Origin of the sequence: Kitasatospora sp. NPDC051164, from assembly GCF_044455625.1 — a bacterium.
GTDB lineage: Bacteria > Actinomycetota > Actinomycetes > Streptomycetales > Streptomycetaceae > Kitasatospora.
The window spans coordinates 16,402-39,061 of the sequence record NZ_JBITFB010000052.1; the positions used below are offsets into that span (position 1 = coordinate 16,402).

At 69.7% G+C, this 22,660-nt stretch carries 29 protein-coding genes; 27 read left to right on the forward strand and 2 right to left on the reverse strand.

Annotated features, from left to right (window positions below; all coding sequences use genetic code 11):
• The first annotated feature begins 44 nt into the window (after positions 1–44).
• The 27 genes from ACIBEC_RS43675 to ACIBEC_RS43805 all read left to right on the forward strand — a co-directional run bounded on the left by ACIBEC_RS43675 (position 45) and on the right by ACIBEC_RS43805 (position 20,775).
• Entirely contained in the window at positions 45–443 is a 399-nt protein-coding gene (locus ACIBEC_RS43675) for an HNH endonuclease (RefSeq protein ID WP_396290502.1), read from the forward strand.
• A gap of 171 nt (positions 444–614) precedes the next feature.
• Positions 615–1,094, forward strand: a complete 480-nt coding sequence (locus tag ACIBEC_RS43680; protein ID WP_396290504.1) for a phage terminase small subunit P27 family — start codon at positions 615–617, stop codon at positions 1,092–1,094.
• A gap of 40 nt (positions 1,095–1,134) precedes the next feature.
• Positions 1,135–2,592 (forward strand): terminase large subunit domain-containing protein, encoded by a 1,458-nt coding sequence (locus ACIBEC_RS43685; protein WP_396290506.1) that lies wholly within the window; start codon positions 1,135–1,137, stop codon positions 2,590–2,592.
• Between the two features lie 9 nt (positions 2,593–2,601).
• Positions 2,602–2,748, forward strand: coding sequence for a hypothetical protein (locus ACIBEC_RS43690; protein WP_396290508.1), 147 nt, complete (start codon positions 2,602–2,604; stop codon positions 2,746–2,748).
• Positions 2,745–3,962: a phage portal protein gene (locus tag ACIBEC_RS43695; protein WP_396290510.1), complete on the forward strand. Its 1,218-nt coding sequence runs from the start codon at positions 2,745–2,747 to the stop codon at positions 3,960–3,962. The genes ACIBEC_RS43690 and ACIBEC_RS43695 overlap by 4 nt, the downstream gene beginning before the upstream one ends.
• A 3-nt stretch (positions 3,963–3,965) precedes the next feature.
• Complete coding sequence (locus tag ACIBEC_RS43700; protein ID WP_396290512.1) at positions 3,966–4,667, forward strand: HK97 family phage prohead protease; 702 nt, start codon at positions 3,966–3,968, stop codon at positions 4,665–4,667.
• A 134-nt stretch (positions 4,668–4,801) separates the two neighbouring features.
• Positions 4,802–6,238, forward strand: coding sequence for a phage major capsid protein (locus tag ACIBEC_RS43705; RefSeq protein ID WP_396290514.1), 1,437 nt, complete (start codon positions 4,802–4,804; stop codon positions 6,236–6,238).
• A gap of 63 nt (positions 6,239–6,301) precedes the next feature.
• Positions 6,302–6,628 carry a hypothetical protein gene (locus ACIBEC_RS43710; RefSeq protein WP_396290516.1) on the forward strand — a complete coding sequence of 109 codons (327 nt, stop codon included), beginning with the start codon at positions 6,302–6,304 and terminating at the stop codon, positions 6,626–6,628.
• A gap of 70 nt (positions 6,629–6,698) precedes the next feature.
• Positions 6,699–7,199, forward strand: a complete 501-nt coding sequence (locus tag ACIBEC_RS43715; protein ID WP_396290518.1) for a hypothetical protein — start codon at positions 6,699–6,701, stop codon at positions 7,197–7,199.
• Positions 7,200–7,207: 8 nt separating this feature from the next.
• The gene (locus ACIBEC_RS43720; protein WP_396290520.1) at positions 7,208–7,813 is read left to right on the forward strand and encodes a hypothetical protein; all 606 of its coding nucleotides are present in this window, start codon (positions 7,208–7,210) and stop codon (positions 7,811–7,813) included.
• Positions 7,813–8,304, forward strand: a complete 492-nt coding sequence (locus ACIBEC_RS43725) for a hypothetical protein (RefSeq protein ID WP_396290522.1) — start codon at positions 7,813–7,815, stop codon at positions 8,302–8,304. Before ACIBEC_RS43720 ends, ACIBEC_RS43725 begins: the two co-directional genes overlap by 1 nt.
• Before the next feature lie 9 nt (positions 8,305–8,313).
• Positions 8,314–8,535 carry a hypothetical protein gene (locus tag ACIBEC_RS43730; protein WP_396290524.1) on the forward strand — a complete coding sequence of 74 codons (222 nt, stop codon included), beginning with the start codon at positions 8,314–8,316 and terminating at the stop codon, positions 8,533–8,535.
• Complete coding sequence (locus tag ACIBEC_RS43735; RefSeq protein WP_396290526.1) at positions 8,535–9,500, forward strand: phage tail tube protein; 966 nt, start codon at positions 8,535–8,537, stop codon at positions 9,498–9,500. Before ACIBEC_RS43730 ends, ACIBEC_RS43735 begins: the two co-directional genes overlap by 1 nt.
• Entirely contained in the window at positions 9,497–9,958 is a 462-nt protein-coding gene (locus ACIBEC_RS43740) for a hypothetical protein (protein ID WP_396290528.1), read from the forward strand. Before ACIBEC_RS43735 ends, ACIBEC_RS43740 begins: the two co-directional genes overlap by 4 nt.
• A 17-nt stretch (positions 9,959–9,975) precedes the next feature.
• Positions 9,976–10,164 (forward strand): hypothetical protein, encoded by a 189-nt coding sequence (locus ACIBEC_RS43745; protein WP_396290530.1) that lies wholly within the window; start codon positions 9,976–9,978, stop codon positions 10,162–10,164.
• Complete coding sequence (locus tag ACIBEC_RS43750) at positions 10,154–10,639, forward strand: hypothetical protein (RefSeq protein ID WP_396290532.1); 486 nt, start codon at positions 10,154–10,156, stop codon at positions 10,637–10,639. Before ACIBEC_RS43745 ends, ACIBEC_RS43750 begins: the two co-directional genes overlap by 11 nt.
• A gap of 31 nt (positions 10,640–10,670) precedes the next feature.
• Complete coding sequence (locus ACIBEC_RS43755) at positions 10,671–13,493, forward strand: phage tail tape measure protein (RefSeq protein WP_396290534.1); 2,823 nt, start codon at positions 10,671–10,673, stop codon at positions 13,491–13,493.
• Positions 13,494–13,506: 13 nt separating this feature from the next.
• Positions 13,507–16,323 (forward strand): hypothetical protein, encoded by a 2,817-nt coding sequence (locus tag ACIBEC_RS43760; RefSeq protein WP_396290536.1) that lies wholly within the window; start codon positions 13,507–13,509, stop codon positions 16,321–16,323.
• 15 nt (positions 16,324–16,338) lie between these two features.
• Positions 16,339–16,872, forward strand: coding sequence for a hypothetical protein (locus ACIBEC_RS43765; protein WP_396290538.1), 534 nt, complete (start codon positions 16,339–16,341; stop codon positions 16,870–16,872).
• A complete protein-coding gene (locus ACIBEC_RS43770) occupies positions 16,872–17,180 on the forward strand; it encodes a hypothetical protein (RefSeq protein ID WP_396290539.1) in 309 nt (102 codons plus the stop codon). The genes ACIBEC_RS43765 and ACIBEC_RS43770 overlap by 1 nt, the downstream gene beginning before the upstream one ends.
• Positions 17,181–17,188: 8 nt before the next feature.
• Positions 17,189–18,175 (forward strand): hypothetical protein, encoded by a 987-nt coding sequence (locus ACIBEC_RS43775; RefSeq protein ID WP_396290541.1) that lies wholly within the window; start codon positions 17,189–17,191, stop codon positions 18,173–18,175.
• On the forward strand, positions 18,175–18,450 hold the full coding sequence (locus ACIBEC_RS43780) for a hypothetical protein (protein ID WP_396290543.1): 276 nt from the start codon (positions 18,175–18,177) through the stop codon (positions 18,448–18,450). The genes ACIBEC_RS43775 and ACIBEC_RS43780 overlap by 1 nt, the downstream gene beginning before the upstream one ends.
• Positions 18,447–18,707, forward strand: a complete 261-nt coding sequence (locus ACIBEC_RS43785) for a hypothetical protein (protein WP_396290545.1) — start codon at positions 18,447–18,449, stop codon at positions 18,705–18,707. Before ACIBEC_RS43780 ends, ACIBEC_RS43785 begins: the two co-directional genes overlap by 4 nt.
• Before the next feature lie 175 nt (positions 18,708–18,882).
• The gene (locus ACIBEC_RS43790; protein ID WP_396290547.1) at positions 18,883–20,067 is read left to right on the forward strand and encodes a helix-turn-helix domain-containing protein; all 1,185 of its coding nucleotides are present in this window, start codon (positions 18,883–18,885) and stop codon (positions 20,065–20,067) included.
• Positions 20,068–20,168: 101 nt separating this feature from the next.
• Complete coding sequence (locus ACIBEC_RS43795; RefSeq protein ID WP_396290549.1) at positions 20,169–20,456, forward strand: hypothetical protein; 288 nt, start codon at positions 20,169–20,171, stop codon at positions 20,454–20,456.
• Positions 20,453–20,584 carry a hypothetical protein gene (locus tag ACIBEC_RS43800; RefSeq protein WP_396290551.1) on the forward strand — a complete coding sequence of 44 codons (132 nt, stop codon included), beginning with the start codon at positions 20,453–20,455 and terminating at the stop codon, positions 20,582–20,584. Before ACIBEC_RS43795 ends, ACIBEC_RS43800 begins: the two co-directional genes overlap by 4 nt.
• Complete coding sequence (locus ACIBEC_RS43805) at positions 20,581–20,775, forward strand: hypothetical protein (RefSeq protein WP_396290553.1); 195 nt, start codon at positions 20,581–20,583, stop codon at positions 20,773–20,775. Before ACIBEC_RS43800 ends, ACIBEC_RS43805 begins: the two co-directional genes overlap by 4 nt.
• Positions 20,776–20,813: 38 nt before the next feature.
• On the opposite strand, the gene ACIBEC_RS43810 is transcribed toward ACIBEC_RS43805, so the two are convergent.
• Together ACIBEC_RS43810 and ACIBEC_RS43815 are read right to left on the reverse strand one after the other, a co-directional pair.
• Positions 20,814–21,047, reverse strand: coding sequence for a helix-turn-helix domain-containing protein (locus tag ACIBEC_RS43810; protein ID WP_396290554.1), 234 nt, complete (start codon positions 21,045–21,047; stop codon positions 20,814–20,816).
• A 170-nt stretch (positions 21,048–21,217) separates the two neighbouring features.
• Positions 21,218–22,630 (reverse strand): recombinase family protein, encoded by a 1,413-nt coding sequence (locus tag ACIBEC_RS43815; RefSeq protein WP_396290556.1) that lies wholly within the window; start codon positions 22,628–22,630, stop codon positions 21,218–21,220.
• Positions 22,631–22,660: the final 30 nt, after the last annotated feature.

Below are 22,660 nucleotides of genomic sequence, written 5' to 3' on the forward strand. Positions count from 1 at the left end.
GTGGGGCAACGCGTGGGGTGCTACCCCACTGCCCACGCTGGGGCATGGGGTGCCACCTCAAATTCCACCCCACCCGAGCGCCACGGTTGAGGGAGGCGAGCGTGCAACGACGTCAACGCCCCTGCCTCGACTGCCGCAAGCTCACCCGCAACGCGAGCCGATGCGACCAGGACCAGGCAGCGTGGCAGGCCAGGCAGAACCAGCTGCGTGGCAGTGCCACACAGCGTGGCTACGACAGCAAGTGGCAGCGCGTGGCTCGGGCAGCAGTAGCCCTCCACCGCGCCGAGCATGGTGACTGGTGTCCTGGCTGGGGTGTGCCGGCGCACGCCAGCACCGACCTCACCGCAGACCACCGTGTCCCTCTCGCTCGCGGTGGAACCAGCGAGCCGGAGAACGTGTGTGTGCTGTGCCGCTCATGCAACAGCCGCAAGCGTGACCAGTGACCGAAGGCTCGACTGTCACGGTGAGTGATGGTCGTCGCGGTGAGCGAGGGCGACCGGGGGCGGGTCAAAAGTACAGTTCATGATCGTCTTCGGACCCGGCCCCCCAGCCCCCACGCAGCGACGCGGAATTCGGCCCGTTTTTGACCTTGGTCGTTCTTGGGGGTGGCGGTCATGCCCGCAGGACGACCCCCGACGCCCACGGAACGTAAGCGCCGCACCGGCAACCCGGGGAAGCGGCCGCTCCCCGAGCCGGTCGTGCAGCTCGCCGCGGTCGCGCACATCCCGCCGCCGCCGGCCACGCTCGCCGAGCGCGGCCAAGCGGTGTGGGAACGGCTGTGGACCGCGGGGCAGGCCTGGCTGTCGCCCACGACGGACCTCGACCTGCTGACCCGACTGTGCGAGGCCCACGACGAGCGCGAAGCGATCCGCGACGCCATCGCCGAAGAGGGCTACATGGTCACTGGGTCGATGGGGCAGCGGCGGGCGAACCCGCTGCTGTCAGAACTGCGGTCGCTGGAAGCGCAGATGACCCGCTACGAGTCGCTGTGCGGCTTCACCCCGACGGACCGGGCCCGGCTGGGCTACGCGGAGGTGAAGCGTGCCAGCAAGCTCGACGAGCTCCTCGCGCGCAGGCAGTCGCGCGCGCAGTAGCTGGCCCCCCCGCTTCCTCACCCCGGTCGCGGCCGCGGACGTGCGCCGAGGGGACGGCGAGCACGTCGCCGAGTTCATCGAGGCGATGTGCACCATCACTCGGGACACCTTCTCCGGTGCGTCGGGGCAGCCGCTGACGCTGCGTCCGTGGCAGCGCAAGCTGCTCGGGCACGTCTTCGCCCGCCGCCAGGACGGCCGGCGCCGCCACCGGGTGGCACTGGTGGGCGAGCCCCGCAAGAACGGCAAGTCCGGGCTCGCAGCGGGCATCGCGCTCGACGGCTTGTTCGAGTGCGCGGGCGCCGAGGTGTACTCGTGCGCCGGCGACCGCGACCAGGCCCGGATCGTATTCGGGGACGCCCGCCGCATGGTGGAGAACTCCCCGGACCTGGCCGAGGCGTGCAAGGTGTACCGGGACGCGATCGAGGTCCCGGCGTCCGGCTCGGTGTACCGATGCCTGTCGGCGGAGGCGTTCACCAAGGAGGGCCTGTCCCCGACTCGGGTGATCTTCGACGAGCTGCACGTTCAGCCGAACGACGAGCTGTTCAACGTCATGGCGCTGGCCGCGGGTGCCCGGATCGACCCGCTCCTGTTCGCCATCACCACGGCGGGCGTGAAGACCGACAGCACTGGCCAGGACAGCGTCTGCTACCGGCTGTTCCAGTACGGGCAGCGGATCGCCTCGGGCGAGGAGGTCGACCCGGCGTTCTTCCTGGCCTGGTGGGGCGCCCCGGACGAGGCGGACCACCGTGACCAGCGGGTGTGGCGGACGGCGAACCCGGCGTTCGGTGACCTGATCGACCCGGAGGACTTCGAGGCCGCCGTACGGCGCACGCCGGAGGCGGAGTTCCGCACCAAGCGCCTCAACCAGTGGGTCAGCACCGCGCAGGCGTGGCTTCCGGCCGGCGCCTGGGACGGCTGCACGGCCGGCGGGCCGGTCGAGGACGGCGCCGAGGTGTGCATCGGCTTCGACGGCAGCTTCAACGGCGACTCCACGGCCATCACCGTGGTGTCGTGCGCCGAGGTACCGCACGTGGACGTCGTCGCGGCGTGGGAGCGCCCCCAGGAGGCCGGCCAGGACTGGACGGTACCGATCCTCGAGGTCGAGGACGCGCTGCGGCAGGCCTGCCGACGTTGGAACGTGCGCGAGATCGTCTGTGACCCGTACCGGTGGGGCCGCACGTACCAGGTGCTGGAGGAGGAAGGCTTGCCGGTTGTCGAGTTCCCCCAGAGCCCGGCCCGCATGATTCCGGCGACGACCCGCTTCTACGAGGCGGTGATGAACCGGACGCTCACGCACTCCGGAGACCCACGGCTCGCCCGGCACCTCGCCAACTGCGTCATCAGGACCGACAGCAGAGGATCCCGGCTGTCGAAGGACGCCAAACACAGCCCCAGGAAGATCGACCTCGCGGTGTCCGCCGTGATGGCGCTGGAGCGCGCCGTCCAGGAACCCGAGCCCGAGCCGACGCCCCAGTTCTGGTCCTGGGCCGACCTGTAGGAGGTGCCCGTGCGTCCTCGCCGTCTCATCTCCGACGTGGTCGACCTGCTCGGCCTGGCCTGTCTGGACGCCGCCGCGTGGTGGCTGCACCCGGTGGCGGGCCTGGCCGTGGCCGGTGCCGCCTTGCTGTTGATCGGGTGGGTGATCGACCGGTGAGCCTCCTCCGTCGCGCGGCCGAGCGCCGCGTCATCCAGCAATGGGGCGACTCCAGCATCCCCACCAACGGATCGCTGGCCGCCCTGTCCTCGGCCGGCATACCGGTGTCCGATCAGACCGCGCTGCAGCTGTCGGCCGTGTGGGCATGCGTGCGGATCCTGTCGACTGCCGTGTCGGGCCTGCCGATCCGGGCCATGCGCCCCCAGGACCGCATCACGGTGCCGGTCCCGGACCAGCCGACGATCGTGACCGACCCGTTCGGCGGCGCCAACGACGTTCGCTTCCTGAGCCGGAGGTCCGGCTTCCAGCAGCTCGCGGTGTCGCTGGGCCTGCGCGGCAACGCCTACGCCATGGTGCTGAGCCGGGACTGGCTGCTCCGGCCGAACCGGCTCGCTGTCATCCACCCGGACCGGGTGAAGGTCGACTGGGCCGACGACGGCTCGCGCTGCTACGAGGTCGACCGCGTGCCAGTGCCGAACGCAGCCGACATGGTCCACCTCATGGGCATGTGCCTGCCTGGCGAGCCGACCGCGATGTCACCGGTCGGGTACGCGCGGCACTGCATCGGCCTGGGGCTGGCCGCCGAGACCTTCGGCGGCAAGTTCTTCTCGCAAGGCGCCCACATGTCCGGGATCATCAGCGTCGAGGGCAACCTCGACAGGGCCAGCGCCCGCGAAATGAAGGAGGCCTTCGAGGCCTCCCATTCCGGCATGTCGAACGCCCATGCGATCGGCGTCCTGTCGGGCGGCGCGAAGTGGCAGAGCATCTCGGTCACGCCGGACGACGCTCAGTTCCTCGGTACGCGCGCTGCGGCGACCCTGGACATTGCGATGCTGTACGGGATCCCGCCGCACATGCTCGGCCAGGTCGACCGCACCACGTCGTGGGGCTCCGGCATCGAACAGCAGTCCCTCGGGTTCCTGGCCTACACGCTGGAGCCGTGGATCGGGACGTTCGAGGACGCGTGGACGGCAATGCTGCCGCGCGGGACGAGCGCCCGGATGGACACCACCGCCCTGCTGCGGACGGACACGGCCGGCCGGTTCGCTGCCTACACGCAGGGCCGCACCTCGGGCGTGATCACGATCAACGAGGCCCGTGCCAAGGAGAACTACCCGCCGGTCGACGGCGGCGACGACATCTTCGCCCCGCTCAACAGCGCCCACAGCGGTGCTGATGCCGCACCCGCCGACCCCATGCCCCCTGGAGAGTGAGCCATGGACCTGTCCGCACGGGCCGCACGGCCCACCACCGTCCAGCGCCGTTCGACGCCATTCCAGGGCGTCGAGCTGCGGTCCAAGCCGTCCGGCACCGGCGGCGAGACGCTGACCTTCACCGGCTACGCATCCGTCACGGAGCAGGGCTACGAGATGGAGGACTGGGCCGGCTCCTACACCGAGATCGTCCGCTCCGGCGCGTTCAAGAAGACCCTCAGCGAGGGCGCGGACGTGCCATTCCTGGTCAATCACTCCGGTTTGACGTTGGCAAGGACGAAGTCGGGCACGCTGCGGCTGGCCGAGGACGAAACCGGCCTGCACACCGAGGCCGACCTGGACCCGTCCAGCCCCCACGTTCAGGCCCTGCGTTCCGCCATGGAGCGCGGAGACGTCGACGAGATGTCGTTCGGCTTCTGGGTCACCCGCCAGCAGTGGAGCCCCGACTTCGACCAGCGGGACATCCTCGAGGTCTCCCTCAACAAAGGCGACGTCAGCGTCGTCAACTACGGCGCCAACCCGAACACTGCGGGCGCCCAGCTGAACGCGCGCGAACTCGGCCAGCACCTGGAGCGGCTGTCCGCCGACGACCGCCGGACGCTGTACGACCGGCTCGCCGCAGAGTTCACGCCCGCGCCCGAGGAGGCACCGGTGCCATCCCTGCTCGGCCTCGACCAGGCCCGCCTCCGCCTGCTCAACCTCTGACCTTTCACCGCCTGCCGACCGCGCCGGAGCCGCGCCGGCGGCCACGCCGCACCCTCGTGCACCTGGCCGCCACCCGGACCACCACCCGAACAGCAGGCACGCCACCACCACCGTCACCAACCGAAGGAAACCCCATGTCCCGTGAGTTCATCACGGCCCTCCAGGACCGGCGTGCCGCGCTCAAGGCCGAGCTCGGCGAGATCCTGAAGGCCCCCACCGCCGATAAGCGCGACCTCAACGACGACGAGCGCGCCCGCTTCGACACCAAGGAGGCGGAGGTGCGGCAGATCGACGACCGCATCGCCGAGCTCGACGAGCAGCTGCAGCGCGACGAGCAGGCCGCCGAAACCGCCAAGCGGTACGCGCCCAAAGCCTCCGCGCAGATCGGTCGCGAGCCGCGTGCCTACGAGCGCGGCAGCCGGCACTCCTACTACCTCGACCTCGCGCGGGTCGAGCTCAACCGCGGGGATGGCGACGGCGGTGTCGAGGCCGCTCGCGAGCGCATCCGCCGCCACCAGGCCGAACTCGAAGTCGACATGCCTCGCCGCGAGCGGCAACGTGCGGCCCGCGCGGACGCGGAACTGCGCGGCGTGGACCGCGAGTCCTCGTTCGAGAAGCGCGTCAACCCGAACCGCACAGACGGTCAGGGCGGGTACTTCGTGCCGCCGCTGTGGCTCGTTGACGAGTTCATCGACCTGCCGCGCTTCGGCCGCACCTTCGCCAACAGCGTCCGCAACCTCACCCTGCCGTCCGGCACCGACTCCATCAACGTTCCGAAGGTGGCGACGGGCACCCTGACCGGTGTGCAGACCGCCGACGCCGCAGCCGTGACGTCGCAGGACCTCACCGACACCTTCGTGTCCGCGCCCGTGCGCACGATCGCAGGCCAGCAGGACATCGCCCTGCAGCTCCTCGACCAGTCGCCGGTCGGCTTCGACGAGATCGTGTTCGCCGACCTCATGGCCGACTACAACCTGCGCCTGGACACCCAGTGCATCTCCGGCTCCGGCTCGTCCGGCCAGCTCAAGGGCGTCCTGAACGTCTCCGGCATCACCTCCGTGACCTACACCGACGCCTCGCCGACGGTCCCGGAGATGTACACGCCGTGGCTGCAGGCCATGAGCAAGGTCGCGACCGGCCGCAAGATGCCGGCCACCGCCGGATTCGTCACCCCGGCCCGCTGGTACTGGATGATGTCGGCCCTCGACTCCTCGAACCGGCCGCTCGTCCTCCCGGACACCAGCTCGCCGTTCAACCCGCTCGCCCTGCAGACCGGTTCGGACACCGAGGGCTACGTCGGCAAGGTCGCCGGCCTGCCGGTCCTGACGGACGGCAACATCCCGTCCAACTTGGGCGGCGGGACCAACGAGGACCGGGCCATCATCGCCCGCACGAGCGACATCTACCTGTGGGAGGGCGCCATGCGCTCCCGCGTCCTCACCGAGGTTCTCTCCGGCACGCTCCAGGTCCGACTGCAGGTCTGGAACTACTGCGCGTTCATGGCGGACCGCCGCCCCGAGGCGATCGCCGTCATCTCCGGCACCGGCCTCATCGCCCCGTCCGGCTTCTGATCCGACCCCTGACCGGCCCGCCGCCTCCTACTCCAGGGCGGCGGGCCCTCACTGGAGGAACCCATGCACGACAGGATCGCCGAGCTGCGGGGCCTGCGGGCTGAGCACGACCGGCACACCCAGAGCGGCGACAGCGACCGCGCCAAGCAGACCGCCACCGAGATCAGCCGCGTGACCGCCGACGTCGACGCCGAGATCGAGCGCCTGGAGGACCGGGCGGCCGAACTCGCCGAGCTGGGCCAGCACTTCCCGGCTGCCGAACGCGCCGAGGCCGCCCGGCTTCTGCGCGCCGGCCTGGACGAGTTGCGACTCCCGGCCCCGGCGAAGCGCGGCGCCAAGCAGACCGCCGCCTCGGCGCCGCCCGCCGAGACGGCGAAGGGCGGCGAGTGAGGTGCCGCTCATAAACGGAAAGTATGGGCCGAAGAACCCGAGCTGGTTGCTGGCTGGCCAGCCGTCTGGCATGTTCCGGGAGAACATCGCCCGCTCGCACGTCCTCAACGACGGCGGCGTGCTGACCACCCAGATCATGCTGGCCACCGCCCTGCCGCTGTACGCGGGCGACGTGGTCACGAACCTGACGTTCGCGTCCGGCGGTACCGCAGCGGCGTCGCCCACGAACTGGTGGTTCGCCCTCTACTCGGACGACGCCACCCCAGCGCTGCTGGGCCAGACCGCGGACCAGCTGACCGGCGCGTGGGCGGCCAGCACCGCCAAGACTCTCGCCCTCTCCAGCGCGGTTCAGATCACCCGCACCGGTGTCTACTACGCCGCGGTGATGGTGAAGGCCGGCACGGTGCCGTCTTTGGTGGGCCTGGCGACGCTGACCGGCGCGGTCACGGGCATTACCACCGGCGACAAGACGCTGACCACCGTCAGCGGCAGCGCACTGACCGGCACGGCACCGGCCACCATCGCCTCCCCGTCCGTCAGCGCGTTCGTCCCGCGCGTCGTCGCCACGTAGGAGGCCCGGTGAGCATCGTCGACCTGGCCTCCGTCAAGCTGCACCTCAACATTCCAGCCGGCGACACCCGGCAGGACACCGAGCTGCAGCGCTTCATGGACGCCGCCGACGACCAGGCCCGCTACGTGTGCGGGCCGATCACGTCGGAGCTCCACACGGAGTGGCACGACGGGGGCCGGCCGACGATCTCCCTGGACTGGCAGCCCCTCGCCTCGGTCACCTCCGTGACCGAGTACGTCGCCTCCAGCACCTGGAACCTCACTGAACAGCCCCTCGGTGGGACCGGGTTCGACTCCTACGGGTACACCGCCGACCTTCCGCGCGGCACCATCACCCGCCGCGCGGTCGGCCAGGACGTCCCGTTCCCGAGGGGCGTGAAGAACGTCAAGGTCGTGTACACCGCGGGGACAGGCGTCGTCGCCCCGACGGTGTTCCTCGGCGCCTTGGAACTCATCCGCCACCTTTGGCAGATGACCCAGCAGGCCGGCCGCCCCTCGTTCGGCTCTGCCGGGTCCTACGACTCCGACGGTGTCGCCGTTCCGATGGGCTTCGCCCTCCCGGCCCGGGTGCTGGAACTATGGGCCCCGTACCGCCGTCCTCCGGGGGTGGCCTGATGACCATCCCCTCCTCCTCTGCGCCGGCCGCCCGCCTGTGGCTGTTCAATGCCATCAAATCCGCGCTCACCCCAGACCCCGGCGTCGTGTCCGGCGGATCCTACGGCGACCCGGCCGCCAGCCTGCTCGTGTGCCTGGACGGGCCCGGCACCTACCAGCCCGCGGACATCGTCGCCGTCGGCAAGGTCGGCCGGCGCATCGACGTGTCCTCCATGGTCGGCTCGGGCGGCGCCGGATGGCTCCGGGAGGACTTCGGCATCGAGATCGTCATCGAGTGCGCCCGCGGCACCGAGGACTCCCAGTCGGCCTTCGAGCGCACCACCACCCTCATCGACCAGATCATCGCCGTGGTCCGCACAGACCCCACCCTCGGCGGCTCCGTCCTGTGGTCCAAGCCCACCCGCTCCGACACCGAGGTCGCCTGGGCGGCCGACCACTCCTCGTGGGTCGGCCAGGGCACCCTCACCGTCGAGTGCAACCAGCGCATCTAGGAGGACCCCTTGCGCTTCATCTACCAGGGCGACGGGGGCCGCTACTACCCCTCGCTCTCCCTCGCCCCGACACCCGGCACCACGTACGAGCTGGACGCCGACCCCGGCGACGGCCGCTGGATCCCCGCCGCTGACTCCGGCGCCTGGACGTCCCAGGTCGCCATCGAGCCTGAGCTGGCCGAGGTGCCGGCCGCCGAGGACCACCACGACGACACCACCGGAGGTGAGTGATGCCCCAGCCGTCCGCCAGGTCATTCCTCGGCATCGCCAAGGAGACCACCTTCGGCACCGCCGTGGCCGCGACCGCGTTCATCCCGGTCAAGGACATGAAGCCCAAGGAGAAGTTGACGCTGCTGCCCGACAAGGGCATGCGCGGCTCCATGGTCGAGGTCTACGACGAGATCTCGGGCCCGATCTGGGCCGAGTACGAGTTCGGCGGCGACGTGTTCCCCGACACTCTCGGCTGGATCGCCACCGGCGTCCTCGGCGACCTCGCCACCACCGGCGCGAGCGCCCCCTACACGCACGCCCTGGCCGTCCTCAACACCGGCACCGCCCAGCCGCCCAGCTACACGCTGTCCGACTACTACGCCATCTCCACCCGCCAGTTCGCCGGCACCAAGTTCTCCGAGCTGGGGCTGAAGTTCAACGGTGACGGCCTGCTGGAGTACTCGGCGAAGGCCCTCACGCTGGCGTCCGCGACCGCCTCGGCACCGACCCCGTCGTTCACGGCGGTGACGCCGATCGCCGCGTGGCAAGGGGCCGTCACCATCGGCGGCTCTACGGTGACGACTCTGATCGACGGCGAGTGCACCATCAAGCGCCCCGTCTCGGCGATCAGCACCGCCGACGGCACGCAGGCCCCTGTTGCGCTGTGGTCCGGGCCGGTCACGGTCAGCGGCAAGATGACGCTGATCATGGAGGACGACGCCCAGCTCACCAACTACCTCACCAACGCCAAGCCGTCGCTCGACTTCAACTTCGCGCAGGGCGCCGGCGCGGGCGCGGTGCAGGTCAAGCTGCACATGACCAAGTGCGCCTACTCCGGCGCCGAGATCTCCCGCGGCAAGGACTGGATCGAGCTCAGCGTCAGCTACGAGGGCCTCGCCAACACCATCGACGTCGGCGGCTCCGGCGGCTACAGCCCCATCAAGATGACCATCCAGAACGCCATCGCCTCCGGGACGTACAAGTGACGATCGACATCACCACCGCCAACCGCATCCCGCTCCCGAGCGGCGGCTGGGCGGACCTTCGGCCCGTGCAGGACATCACCGAGCGGTACCGCCGGCCGATCAAGAAGCTCTCCACGCAGCTTCTCGGGCACAGCGACTTCGCCGCGGCGGTCGCCACTGTCCAGGCGTCCGGCAAGAGCCCGGCGGACATGACCGAGACCGAGCAACTGCAGGTCGCCGCCGGCATGGGCAGTGCGTTCGACGACTTGGAGGCCATCCAGGACCTCCTCGTCGTCGCCGCCGTCCGCGGCTGGTCCTACGACGCGATCCCCGTGTCCGTCGACGGCCTGCTCGACCTCCCCGGGCCCGCCCTTGACGCCCTGCGCGCCGCCGTCGCCCCCTACCAGGGCGCCCTCAATCCGAACCTCTCCGAGCCGAGCCCGGATCCGGCGTCCCCTACCGAGCCCTCCAGCGCCTGAAGAACGCCCTGGAGGGGATGGCCGTTGACCCGGCTCGGATCCCGGTCGAGGAGTACCGCACGTGGCGGCTGTGCACGCTGCTGCACTGCACACCGTCCCAGCTGCTCGACGAACCGGCACTCACCCTCGACTGGCTCATCGCCGTCGACGACACCGTCGCCAAAGTCCGTGCCGATGCGGAGAGGAGAGCCGCCGATGCCCGGTGAGATGCGCGCCGTCGTCCGCGGCGTCAAGGAGGCCGAGGCGGCGCTGGTGAGGATGGACGCCAACATCGACTTGGCCACCCTCAAGGCCTTGAAGGCCTGCCAGGGCCTGGCGAAGAGCTCGATCAAGGGCCAGCTGCGGGGCCGGCCGCGCTGGGACCACCGCGGCAAGTCCAGCCGCACCGGCGCCACTGTGCGACTCAACTTGAGCCCGCACGTCGTGTCCAAGGGCGGCGGCCCCGGCAAGCTCACCGGCGCCCTCAGCCGCTCGATCCGCTCCAACAAGAAGCCGAGGCCGCTGCCGGGCGGCGGCTTCAACGGCGTGGTGTTCGCCGGCGGTCGGGGCGGTCCCCAGAACCTCTACAAGGGCCGACTCGAAGGCACCTTCCCCTACTTCAAGCCCGGCGTCGACAAGGCCGCACCGAAGATGGGCGCGATCTGGACGGCGGCATGGGGACGCGCCACCGACAAGTTCTGACCAGCGACAACTGAACAGCGGGAGGTGAGCCATGGGCGGCCTGCCTCCCGTCTTCATCGAGTTCATCGGCTCCAGCGCGGGCGTCAAGGCTGCGGTCGCCGACACAAAGGTCGCGCTCGCCGAGGCGGACGCGGCCGGCGCGGGCGCATTCGCCAAGACGGGCTTGCTCGGCAAGGCCGCCCTCGCCGGCCTCGGCATTGCCGCGTTCGAGGCCGGCAAGCACGCCATCGAGGCCGCCGGCGACTTCCAGGCCCAGATGACTCGCGTCCGCACCGGCGCCGGCGAGGCCGCCGAGAACATGAAGATGGTCTCCGACGGGGTGCTCGCCATGGCGGGCGAGGTCGGCCAGTCCACCGAGCACCTCACCGCGGGCCTGTACCAGATCGAGTCGGCGGGCTACCACGGCTCCGCCGCCCTCGAGGTGCTGAAGAACTCGGCGATGGGCGCGAAGGTGGGCGCCGCCGAGCTGTCGACCGTGGCGGACGCGGTGACGACCGGCCTCAACGCCTACGGCCTGTCGGCCGGCCACGCGGCCGAGGTCACCAACGCGTTGGTGGCGACCGAGGCCAGCGGCAAAACCAACATGGAAGCCCTCGCCGGCTCCATGTCGAAGATCCTGCCTACCGCCTCCGCCGCCAAGGTCGGCCTGAACGAAGTCCTCGCCGCCATGGCGACCATGACCGCGCAGGGCACCACTGCGGACGTCGCCGCGACCTACCTGCGGCAGACCATCGGCGCCCTGAGTAACCCGTCCGGCAAGGCCGCGATGGAGATGAAGTCGCTCGGCCTGTCGGCGGTCGAGGTCGGGCAGAACCTCGGCAAGCAGGGCCTTGCCTCCACGCTGGAGATGCTGACCGACGCCATCGAGAAGAAGATGGGCCCGGCCGGCACGGTGTTGATCGACCACCTGCGCAAGGCGTCGGCGAACACCACCGACTACGAAAAGGTGCTGGCCAACCTCGCGCCCGAACAGCAGACCTACATCGGCGCGCTCGCGACGATGGTCGGCGGCACCAAAAGCATGATGGCGGCCCTTCAGCTGACCGGCCCGCACATGGAAACTTTCAAAAAGAACATCGAGACCATCAACGAGCACGTCAAAACGGGTGGTCACGAAATCGAAGGCTGGGCCGACGTCCAGCAGAATTTCAACCAGAAGCTGGACTCCGCGAAAGCCGCGGCGGGGGCACTGGCGATCCAGATCGGCCAGTACCTCATGCCCTACGCCGAAAAACTGGCGGCGGTCGTAGCCGACGGCGCCCGCTGGATCACCCAGCACGAAATGGCCGCGAAAGTCCTGGCTGGGACGATCGCCGGTGTCCTCGTCGTCGCCATGGTCGCGCTCACCGTGGCCATGTGGAATTTCACGGCGGCCGCGCTTGCCAACCCGGTGGTGTGGATCACCGTCGGGGTCCTCGCACTGGTCGCAGCGCTCGTATACCTGGGCATGCACTGGCGGGCCGTCTGGGACTTCATTCGCGGCGCCGCACTGGCCGTTGCGTCCGCTGTCGTCTCCGCATGGCACTGGCTCAGCGACAAAACGGATGAGGCCTGGCAGTGGGTCTATCGGCACGTTCAGGAGGCGTGGCACGCGGTCGCAGCGTTCTTCTCCTCGGCCTGGCACTCGGTCGCAGACCCGGCAGTCGAGGCGTGGCACTCAATCCGTGACGGCGCGGTCGATGCCTGGAACGCCACCGCGGCGTTCTTCGTCGCGGCTTGGCACACCGTCGTCGACCCAATCGTGGCCGCATGGAACTGGGTCAGCGACGTGACGTCGCAGGTGTGGAACGCCATCTCTGCGTTCTTCGCGAAGTGGTGGCCCCTCCTGTTCGTGATCTTCTTTCCGTACATCGCGGTCTTCGTGGCGATCTGGAATCACTTCCACGAGCAGATCATCGGCACAGCGATGACCGTGTGGCACGCCGTGGCGGACTTCCTCAGCATGGTCTGGAACGGAGTGGCCGCCAGCGCGAAGGCCTCGTGGGCGTTCATCCAGCAGTGGATCATCCAGCCCGTAGTCGAGACCTGGCAGTGGCTCGTCGGCGCATGGAACGCAGTCGCCGCATGGCTGTCCGCCGTGTGGGCGGCTATCGGCGCTGACGCCAAGGGGTCCTGGGAATGGATTCACCAGTGGATCATTGCCCCGACCCTCGCCGCGTGGAACTGGCTCGTCGGCGCATGGAACGCAGTCGCCGCATGGCTGTCGTCCGTCTGGCAGGGCATCTCCAACACGGCCGCGGCCGCGTGGCATTCCGTCCACTCGGCCATCGTCAGCCCGGTCGAGGACGCGCTGAACGCCATGAAGACCAAAGCAAGCGAGATCGCCAGCACCATCACCGGCGGCGTCTCCTCCGCCTGGAACGCGGCCAAGGGGAAGGCGGCCGAGTTCGTCAACGTCGGCATCGAGATCGTCAACGGCATCGGGCGGGGCATCAGCCAGGGCTGGAACTGGCTGAAGAACAAGGTCAAGGACCTCGCGAACGACGCCCTCAACGCGGCCAAGAGCTTCCTGGGCATCAGCTCGCCCTCCCGCGTGTTCGCCGAGCAGGTCGGGCACTGGATTCCGCACGGCATCGCCGCCGGCGTCCAGGCCAGTGCCGGCGTCGCCCTCGCCGCGGTCACCGCCCTGTCCGGGGCCGCGGTCGACGCCGGATCGCTCACTGCCGCCCAGCTGCAGCCCGGCGTGTCCCTGCCCGGCTCCATGGCCGGCGCCGGGCAGATCGTCCAGCACACCACCCACATCACCGTGCAGGGCTCCGTCCTCGCCGAGCGCGACCTGCGCGACCTCGTCCGGCAGCAGAACCTGCAGGACGGCGCCCGCAACATCGGCACCTACCAGCCCTACGCCCGCTAGGAGGCAACCGCCCGTGGTCCAGAACCCGAACTGGCCTCTCATCGAGGAGGCATGGGGCCCGTACTGGTCGCCGGGCGGCTGCCTGATCTCCCCCAACCGCTGGTCGGAGATCACCAGCCGCATCCGCGGCACCGTCTCCCAGAGCCGCGGCCGCCAGTACGAGCTGGACCAGGTCCGCGCCGGCGAGCTGCGACTCAGCCTCGACGCCACCGACGGCGTCTTCGACCCGTCCAACACCTCCAGCCCATGGGCCGGCTACGTGCTGCCCATGGCGCCGGTGCGGCGCCGCGCCCAGTACCCGGCAACCATCAACAGGCTCACCCAAGGTCAGGCGACCGGCGGCGACGTCGGCGGCTGGCCACTGGGCACCCTCGACCAGGTAGCTGCCCAGACGTTCAGCGACACCGGCACTCCCTCAGTCGTAACATCCGCCACCGCCTATCGCGGCAGTACCGTCCTGCAGTTCCCCATCACCACCGCGGCCACAGTCAACCAGCGGATCTGCCACACGTCCGAACCAGCGGCCGAACCTGGCGTCACGTACACCGTGCAGATGCGCATCCGAAACATCACGCCGAGCACAACCGTGCAGGTCAAGGCTCACATCGGGTGGAACCTGACACAGGGCGGCACCCCAACCTTCAGCTACGGCTCGACCACCACGCTCACCGGCTCGGCCACCGCCGCGTGGACGCAGATCACCTGCACCGCCACCCTCCCCGCGGGCACGATGGGCCTCACCGCAGGCGTCGCCGTGGCCGCCACCCCAGCGGCCAACGCCACGCTCCAGGTCGACGAATGGCAGCTGGAGAAGGGCGCCTCCGCCTCAGCATGGGTGCAGCCTGGCGTCTGGTACCCGCTGTACGGCGGGTTCATCGAGCGTTGGCCTATGACCTGGAGCGACCCGAAGTACGCCCTGGTCAACCCGGTGGCCGCCGACGCGTTCTCGGCGCTGAGTCAGATCACTCTCCAGGACGCGTTCGGCCAGGAAGTCGTGTCGCGGGGCCTGCGTTTCATGTACCCCCTCAGCGATCCCCAGAACTCCACCATCGCCGGCGATGCCACCGGCCAGTGCCCGCCCGCAGTCGTCACCAACTCCGCCGGGGGTGGCGCCTCCTTCGCATTCGGCACCCAGATCACCTCCGCCAGCGCCGGCGGCGCCTACACCGGCGCGACCGGCACGGTGTGCACCATCACCGGCCAGTACCCGGGCAGCAACTTCCTCAGCGCCTTGACCTACCTGTCCTTGTCGCAGGGCGGCGTGACCGGCCCCGCCAACCCCTCCGAGTGGGTCAGGATGATTGCGTTTCGGTGGACCGGCGGAGCGATCTCCCAGTTCGCAAACCTCTGGGTCTGCCAGGACGGCAACACCAACCCGTCGGCGAACAGCCACGCAACGCTCTACCTCGACTCCTCCGGTCAGCTCAACTTCACGGTCGCATCGCCCACAACAAATGCCGGTACGTTCACCGCCTACCCGCCAACCAACCTCGCGGACGGCAACTGGCACCTGGCCGTCTTCGGGTACTCCGCCAGCAGCGGATACGTCGTCCTGTCCGTCGACGGATCCCCGTACGCCTTCCCAACGGCGCCCTCAACAGCCGGACCTACAGGGCTGATCTCCGACGTCATCGGAGGGTACGTAGACCCGCGACAGGGCAACCTCGCGTACTACGTCTGGCAGGGCGACGTCTCCTATGCCACCGAGTTCCAGCCGTCGTTCGCCGCGACCATCGACTCCCCCGCCCTGACCACGATGTACAACGCCTGGAAGAACGCGCTGGCGGGGGAATCTACCGACACCAGGTACACGCGCGTCCTGGGCTGGGCCGGCTACACCGGCAACACCGCGGTACAGACCGGCCGCACCACCGCCATGGGGCCCGCGGCGGGCGGCACCGCCCTGCAGGTCTTGCAGGACATCGTCACCACCGAGGGCGGCAACCACTACATCGACCGAGCCGGCAAGGCTGTTTTCAAGGCTCGATCCGACCGGTACAACGCCGTGACCTCGTCCTACACGTTCGGCGACGGACCCGGCGAGTATCCGTACGAGCCGGGTATCGCCCTCGACTACGACCTCACGCGCGTGGCCAACATCGTCTCGGCCACGCAGGCGGGCGGCCAAACCTTCACCGCCCGCGACAGCACCTCCATTGCCCGGTACGCGCCCCGTACCGCCAGCCGCACCGTCAACTCCCAGTCCGCGCCTGAGGTCCAGGACGCGGCGAACTACCTGCTCAGCAGGTACCGGCAGCCCGCGGTACGCGTCACTGCTATCACCCTCAACCCGGCCGCGAACCCGACCCTGTGGCCCGTCTGCCTGAGCCTGGAGCTGGGCATGCGCGTCACCGTCAACCGGCGCCGCGCCGACGGCTCGCTGATCAGCCTGCCGTGCTTTGTCGAGAACATCCAGACGGACATGTCCGCCGACGCTGCCCGGTGGATCCTGCAGCTGTCGCCGGCCGACCTCACGCCCTACGGCCTGTTCGCTTCGTTCCACACCACGCTGAACGGCAGCCCGACGTCCGGCGTCACCAGCATCACCATCAACGCCGGCGCCGACAACACCAACCCGGCCGCCGCCCAAATCGGCGCCGGGCAGCAGCTCGTCCTCGGCCTCGGCACCGCCAACCAGGAAACCGTCACCGTCCAGTCCGTGTCCGCCACCACCGCCGGATGGACCACCGCGGTTATAACCCTCACCGCCGCCACCACCAAAGCCCACACCAACGGCGACGTCGTGTGTGAACCCCTCCCGGCCGGCACCACCGACCCGACCGCCTGGGACGCCTCCGCCAAGTTCGACTCTGCAGCCTTCTCCTACTGACGAACGGAGGGATCCATGCCGGGCTTCACCATCCCCACCATCGCCAGCGAGGTGCCGGGCAACTACGTCACCTCGGCCTTGTGGAACGCCAACGTCTACAACGGCTTCCAGTTCCTGCTCAACCGCCCGTTCTTCGAGGGCTACCAGAGCGCCGCCCAGTCGATCGCGAACACCAGCTTGACCAACATCGCCATCGACACGACCATCACCGACACCAACGGCGGTCACTCCAATGTGACCAACAACAGCCGCTACACCTGCCAGGCAGGCACCGCGGGCTGGTACCGGATCACAGTGAGCCTCGGCTTCACGGCGAACGCGGCCGGAAGCCGGCTGATCGAGATCCACAAGAACGGGGCCGCGGTCAAGCTCATCCAGGCCGGCAACGACTCCAGCCGCACGGACATCAACGCCGCCCTGCAGTGCAGCGCCGTCGTCCAGCTCGCCGCCGGCGACTACCTCGAAGGGTGCGCGTACCAGACCTCTGGCGGCGCCCTGTCCACCAACCCGAACAACACCGGCATGACCGTGATCTGGGAGAAATCCTGATGACCAACCCGACCGCCGTCGAACTCGGCTGTGCAGGCGCCGGCTGCACCAACAGCCCCACCGTGCAGTGGCGCCGCCGCTCCGGCCAGAACGCCGACTCCACCGACGCCGTCCACGCCTGCAACCAGCACGCCATCGGCCTCGAACTCGCCGCCCACGTCCACGCCGCCGGCTGCACCGCCCCCGACCCGGCCAAGCTGCCCGGATGCGGCTGCGCCCCCGAGCCCATCCCGAACAGGCAGCCCCAGCAGCCCGCGACGCCCGAACTGCCCCCCACCTGGGCTGGCCAGACCGCACCCGCCGCCTAGGAGGCACCGTGCCCGACCTGTGGATGCCTGGCGCCGAGGTGCACGACCTCGGCGACCACGCCCCGACCGATCAGCAGTACCCGCCGAAGGCGATCGCCCACATCACCTGGGACCGCAACGCCACCGCCGCCGCTCCGGCCGACTGGGTGCCGTTCGACAGCCTGGTCAGCTACTTCACCGGCAGCGGGGCCCCCGAGGCCCCGCACATCATCTGGGACCCGTTCACCGGCCGGATCGCCCAGCTGTTCCCCGCCGACTCCCGCTCCAAGTCCGTCGTCGACTCGCCGGGCGGCACCCGCACCAACCGGGCCGGCCGCGTCGTCATCCAGATCGAGGCCGTGTTCTTCCCCTACTGCCGCTACCAGGGCCGCGTGTACCCGCGGCTGGTCGACACCCCGTGTGCCGGCTGGGACCGGCTCCACGCCTGGATCGCCTCGTGGGGTGTGCCGGACGTGTGGCCGATGGGCCACCCGGTCGACTTCACCCCGCACCGCGACGAGACCACGTGGGAGACGCGCGGCGGCTGGTACGCCCACGCCCACGTGCCCGAAAACGACCACGAAGACCCGGGCAGCTGGCCCGACTTCACCACCGAGGAGGACCCGTTGGCCGCTTTCACCGAGGACGACCTGCGGCGGATCATCGCCGATACCGTCAAGAGCATCGACGTACGCGACGCGCTCGCGTACGCCGCCTGGTACAAGCTCCAGCCGGAGATCGCCGCCGTAGCCGACCAGGTGTGGGAGCACGGGCTCCCGCAGGTCGACGCCGAGTGGAACGAGTCGCCGAGCACCGTGCCCGCAAAGTGGCTGGCCGCCGGAATCCGGCCGCTCCTCTTCGGCCAGGCTGCTGCGGCGGCCGTGGGTGGCGCGGACCCGGCCGTGGTCAAGGCCGCGATCGACGCGGCCGCCGCCAAGTTCGCCGAGGTGCTCGCGCAGAGCACCGTGCACGTCCAGGTCGACGTCAACGACACCACCCCGAAGGGAAGCGCCTGATGTCCGACTCGACCCGCCGCACCATCCGCACCGTCGTCGCCGTCGTCCTGGCGCTCGCCTCCGGCCTGCCGCTCCTGGTCCGCACCGCCGGCCTTCCCGAGACCCTCCCCGGGCTCGGCACCATCCTCGCCGTCGCCGCGGCGATCACCCGCCTGATGGCCCTCCCGCAGGTCAACGCCTGGCTTCCCTCGTGGCTGCAGATGACCCCGCCCGCGGCGCCCGCGCCCGACCCGGTCGCGCCGGTGCCGATCGACCCGGCAGGGAGCCGCGAGTGACGCCCCCGGACCCGGGCATCTACGTTCCCGCCGCCCAGATGTACGAGGAGGTCCGGCGCGTGGCGGACGGGCTGCTGAGGCTCGAAGCGAAGCTCGACACGCTGGCCGCCACAGACCGGGACGTCGACAACCGGCTCGGCGACCACGAAGCCCGACTCCGGCGCCTGGAGGCCAGCCGCTGGCCGCTGCCTACGATCGGTGCCCTCGGCGGCATCGCCGGCGCCGCCGCAGCCGCGTACGCCGCACTCCACCCCTGACGCCACCACGCCCCCGCCCGGATCCCGGGCGGGGGCGCTTCGTCGTGTCCGAGCGTGGACCTCGATCTGCGACCAAACAACAAGCGGCGGCGGAGCCTTGGACTCCGCCGCCGACGGCATCCCGCCACCTACAGCGGGTATCGTCCGCAGTGCTGACCCACGAACGGAGCCCAGTATGCCCCTCAACGCCACCGAGCACACCGGGGATCGCATCGCCCGGTACCGGAAACTGCGTCACCTCACCCAGAGAGCTCTGGCCGAGACGGCCGGCGTCTCATACAGCATGATCACGAAGATCGAGCAGGGCGTGAAGCCCGCATCGCCAGCCGTGCTGGCCGCGATCGCCCGCTCCCTGTCCGTCCAGACGGTCGACCTGACCGGCCAGCCCTACCTCGCCGAACTCCAGGCTGACGAGCTCGACGGCCTGATCCAGCCGATCCGCGAGGCGCTTGACCTGTACGACCTCGGCGTGGACCCCGAGGTAGCCCCGCGCGGCATCGCCGCCATCGCTGCGGAGGCCGACCAGTTGTGCGCTCTCGTGCGCGACACCCGCCTCAAGGACGCCGCCCGCGCCCTGCCCGCGCTCATCACCGAGGCCACCACCGCCGCACACACCCTCCAGACCGACGAAGCGTGGCGCGTTCTCGCTTCGACCTACCGCACCGCGTACGACGTCACCGCGAAGCTCGGCTTCCCCGACCTGTGCGTGGTCGCCCTGGACCGCATGGACTGGGCCGCGGAACGCGCGAGCGACCCGGTCCTCGCGGGCGTCCGGCAGTACCTGCGTAGTTTGGTCTACCTGAGGGCCGGCCAGTACCGCATGGGCCAGCGCCTCGTCACCGTCGGAATGAAGACCCTCGCCCAGGGCGACGCGGACCGCACCCGGGACGTCGCAACCGGGCAGCTCCACCTCGGTGCCGCCGTCCTCGCGGCACGCTCTGGCGACGGCGACACCGCAGCCGGCCATATCGCAGAGGCATCCCGCATGGCCGAGCTGACCGGCGAGGCTGCCCGGGTCCACTGGCTGTCGTTCGGCCCCACCAACGTGGCCGTGCACCGGGTGGCGACGCTCGCCGAGCAATGCCAGTACGCCGAGGCGCTCCAGGCTGCTGGCAGCCTGACGATCCCGACGGACTGGCCTGCATCCCGGGCCGCAGCTCACCTTGCCGAGGTTGCACGGGCCCAACTGTGGACCAACCGAGGCGAGCAGGCACTGCGCACGCTGCAGCGAGCACGCGAGGTCGCACCCCAACAGACGAGGTATCACCCGATGGTGCGAGAGACCATCGCCGGACTCGTCTCCGCCCGTCGTTCCACGCCCGGGACGCTGTCCAACCTGGCACATTGGGTCGGCATCTGACGACCACACAGAGGCCCCGGGCTATCACCGAAGAGTGATAGTTCGGGGCCCACGCACGGTCGACACTCTCAGTATCGGGACACCTACACCGAGGAGAGACGATGGCCACCACCCGCCCCCTGGGCCGAACGCCCCAGGAACTCGCCCGCCGCCACGAGTTGCAGGACGCCGCATCGGGAAACCTCGGTGACAGCGTGCGCGTCATCGCCCCGCGGCCTGGAGCCCGGCTCACCGCCGACCAGCGCTCCGGCACGGCGTGTGTCGCCTGCGACCGCCGCACGGACGGCCTGACCGACGCCGGGCACGTCGAGGACGATGGGCTGGTCTACGCCGTCCGGGTCTGCAGCAGCTGCCCGCAGTACGCCGCGAGCCTCGAGGCCCACCAGTGACCGCCCCCGACGCCCAGACGTGGCACGACGAAATCGATCGCAGGCTCGCCGTCTACCGCGACCTGCGCGACCAGGCGGCCGCCGATCAGGCTGCGTCCGCACACGAGTCAGCGAGCGAAGACGAGTGAGCGTTGTCGGCGGGACGCCGCCGCTGCGGGACGAGTGCCACGGCTACTGCGTCGTGTGCGGAAAGTGGGGGCGTGGCACCTACAAGGGCCCCCTCAACTCGCACTCCGACACCATCCGGGATCACATTGGCTGCACCGGCGAACCCGCGTCCGGCATCCGCAGCAACCACCTCCCCAACGGGATCCGCTGACTCCCTGGCCGGCCGTACGGCGGTGCGGTCGGCCGGGGTCATCCGTAGAACAACCGCCAGGTGCCGACGCCGAGAACGTGGGCCATGGCGGTGAGGTCGTCGAGGGATGGCGGTGTGGCGCCACGTTCCCAGCTCGATACGGACTGCCGGTCGCGGCCGATGAGTTCGGCGAGCTTCTCCTGGCTGATGCCTTGTTGTCGGCGTAAGTACCTGATCCGGTCGCCGACAGCGCGGCGTTCCTGCAGCTGAAGTGGGGTAGGACGGCCGTACACCCATTGACACTGGCGCGTTCAAGATCAAAAGTCTGTATGACCAAATCGACAGTGACTCGCCAGTGCGTTCGAACTATGATTCGTGCGCTTCCAGACTCCCCGGAAACACGTCCCCCAGGCGGTTCCGGGGAGGGGCCGGCCCCCGCGGTGCACCGCGGGGGCCGGGCACCCTACCGCTCAATCGGCACAAGGCGCTCGGGCTCGAACACCTTCAGGCCGGGCGACCCTGGCAGGACACGGTAGGCCCCCACGATCGCCCGGACCACGTCCCGCTTCTCCGGTGGGTGCATGGCCTTCCACTCGGCCCCGAGGTCGCTGGCTTGAAGCAGGCCCCGCACAGCGCGCGGCAACGATGCCGTCACGAGGGCCTGACTTTCCTTCACGCGAGCCGTGATGATGTTGCGAGCCTCCGTGTACTCACCGAAGCCGATCTCCTTCCGCGCCCACATGCCGGCGAGCTGCTTCAGCTGCTCCTCGTCCTCTGCAAGACTCTCTCGGGCAGCGTCTGCCGTCATCGGTGCGGTGGCATCCCGCATCAGCGTCATGACGCCGGGCTCGCCCAGGTACTCCAGTACCTGCCGTTCGACCTCGGCCTCGGCGCGCTTGGCGTCCATCGCGATCTTCCCGCAGCCGCCCCGGGGCGTCGCACACCAGTAGCGCCCCGACCACCCGACCAGCAACGCCTCGCACAGGCTGCAGATCAGCAACTGGTTGAGCCACCTCGACAGAGCGTTGGTGGCGGGAGAGTGCCGAGCCTGATTCTGGGCCAGAATCTCTACCACCTGGTCCCAGATGTCCCGGGGCAGGATGGCATCCCATGCGGCCTCTCCCACTACCTCGCCGCGAAAGACCCGCAGGCCGGCCACCCTGGGGCCGGCCAAAATCGTCTTGATGGAGCGCGTGTTCCACCGGTCGGCGTATGCCGGCCGGATGGCGTCGTTGGCGTAGTCGACGATCTCGTAGAGGCTGGCACCGTCCAGCACCAGCCGGGCCATCTCCCTGATGACCTCGGCCTCGGACTCCCGAATCCTCATGCCGTCGGGCTCATACCCGAAGGCCCTGCGGCCACCGCCCGAGGGCTTGCCCTGCTCGGCGAGCTGCTCGTGCTTGCGGGCGACTCGGCGGCTGGTGTCGCGGCTGCTCTTGTTCGCCACAGCCACCATGACGCGCGCCATGGTGATATCGGCGTCGTTGTCCAGGCGGAGGGACCCGGTAACAGAGGCGACCGGCAGCCGCGGGTTGGTGGACTCGACGAGGTCGATAAGGTCTTCCAGGTCGCGCGGGTCGCGTACGGCCCGATCGAGGTCGTAGGCCATGAGGCCGTCCCGCTCTCCCAATCTGAGCAGGTCGAGGGACCGCCGGAATCCAGGCCGGATCACTCGCAGGGCGGTGGTACCGTCGGGCAGCCGCACCTTGCGCCGCTTGAACGCCGAGGTGTCGTTCTCGATGATGACCTCAGCGATGGTCCAGCCGATCCGGTCTGCATGGCGGCGGCCGTCATTCTCCTGCCGGCCGACCCCGAGGCCCTCGCCTTCGCGGTCATCCGAAATTCGAACAAGCAGGATCGCCTTCTTCGGCAGCATTCCGACAGGTTACTCCTGTGGTATCGGAGT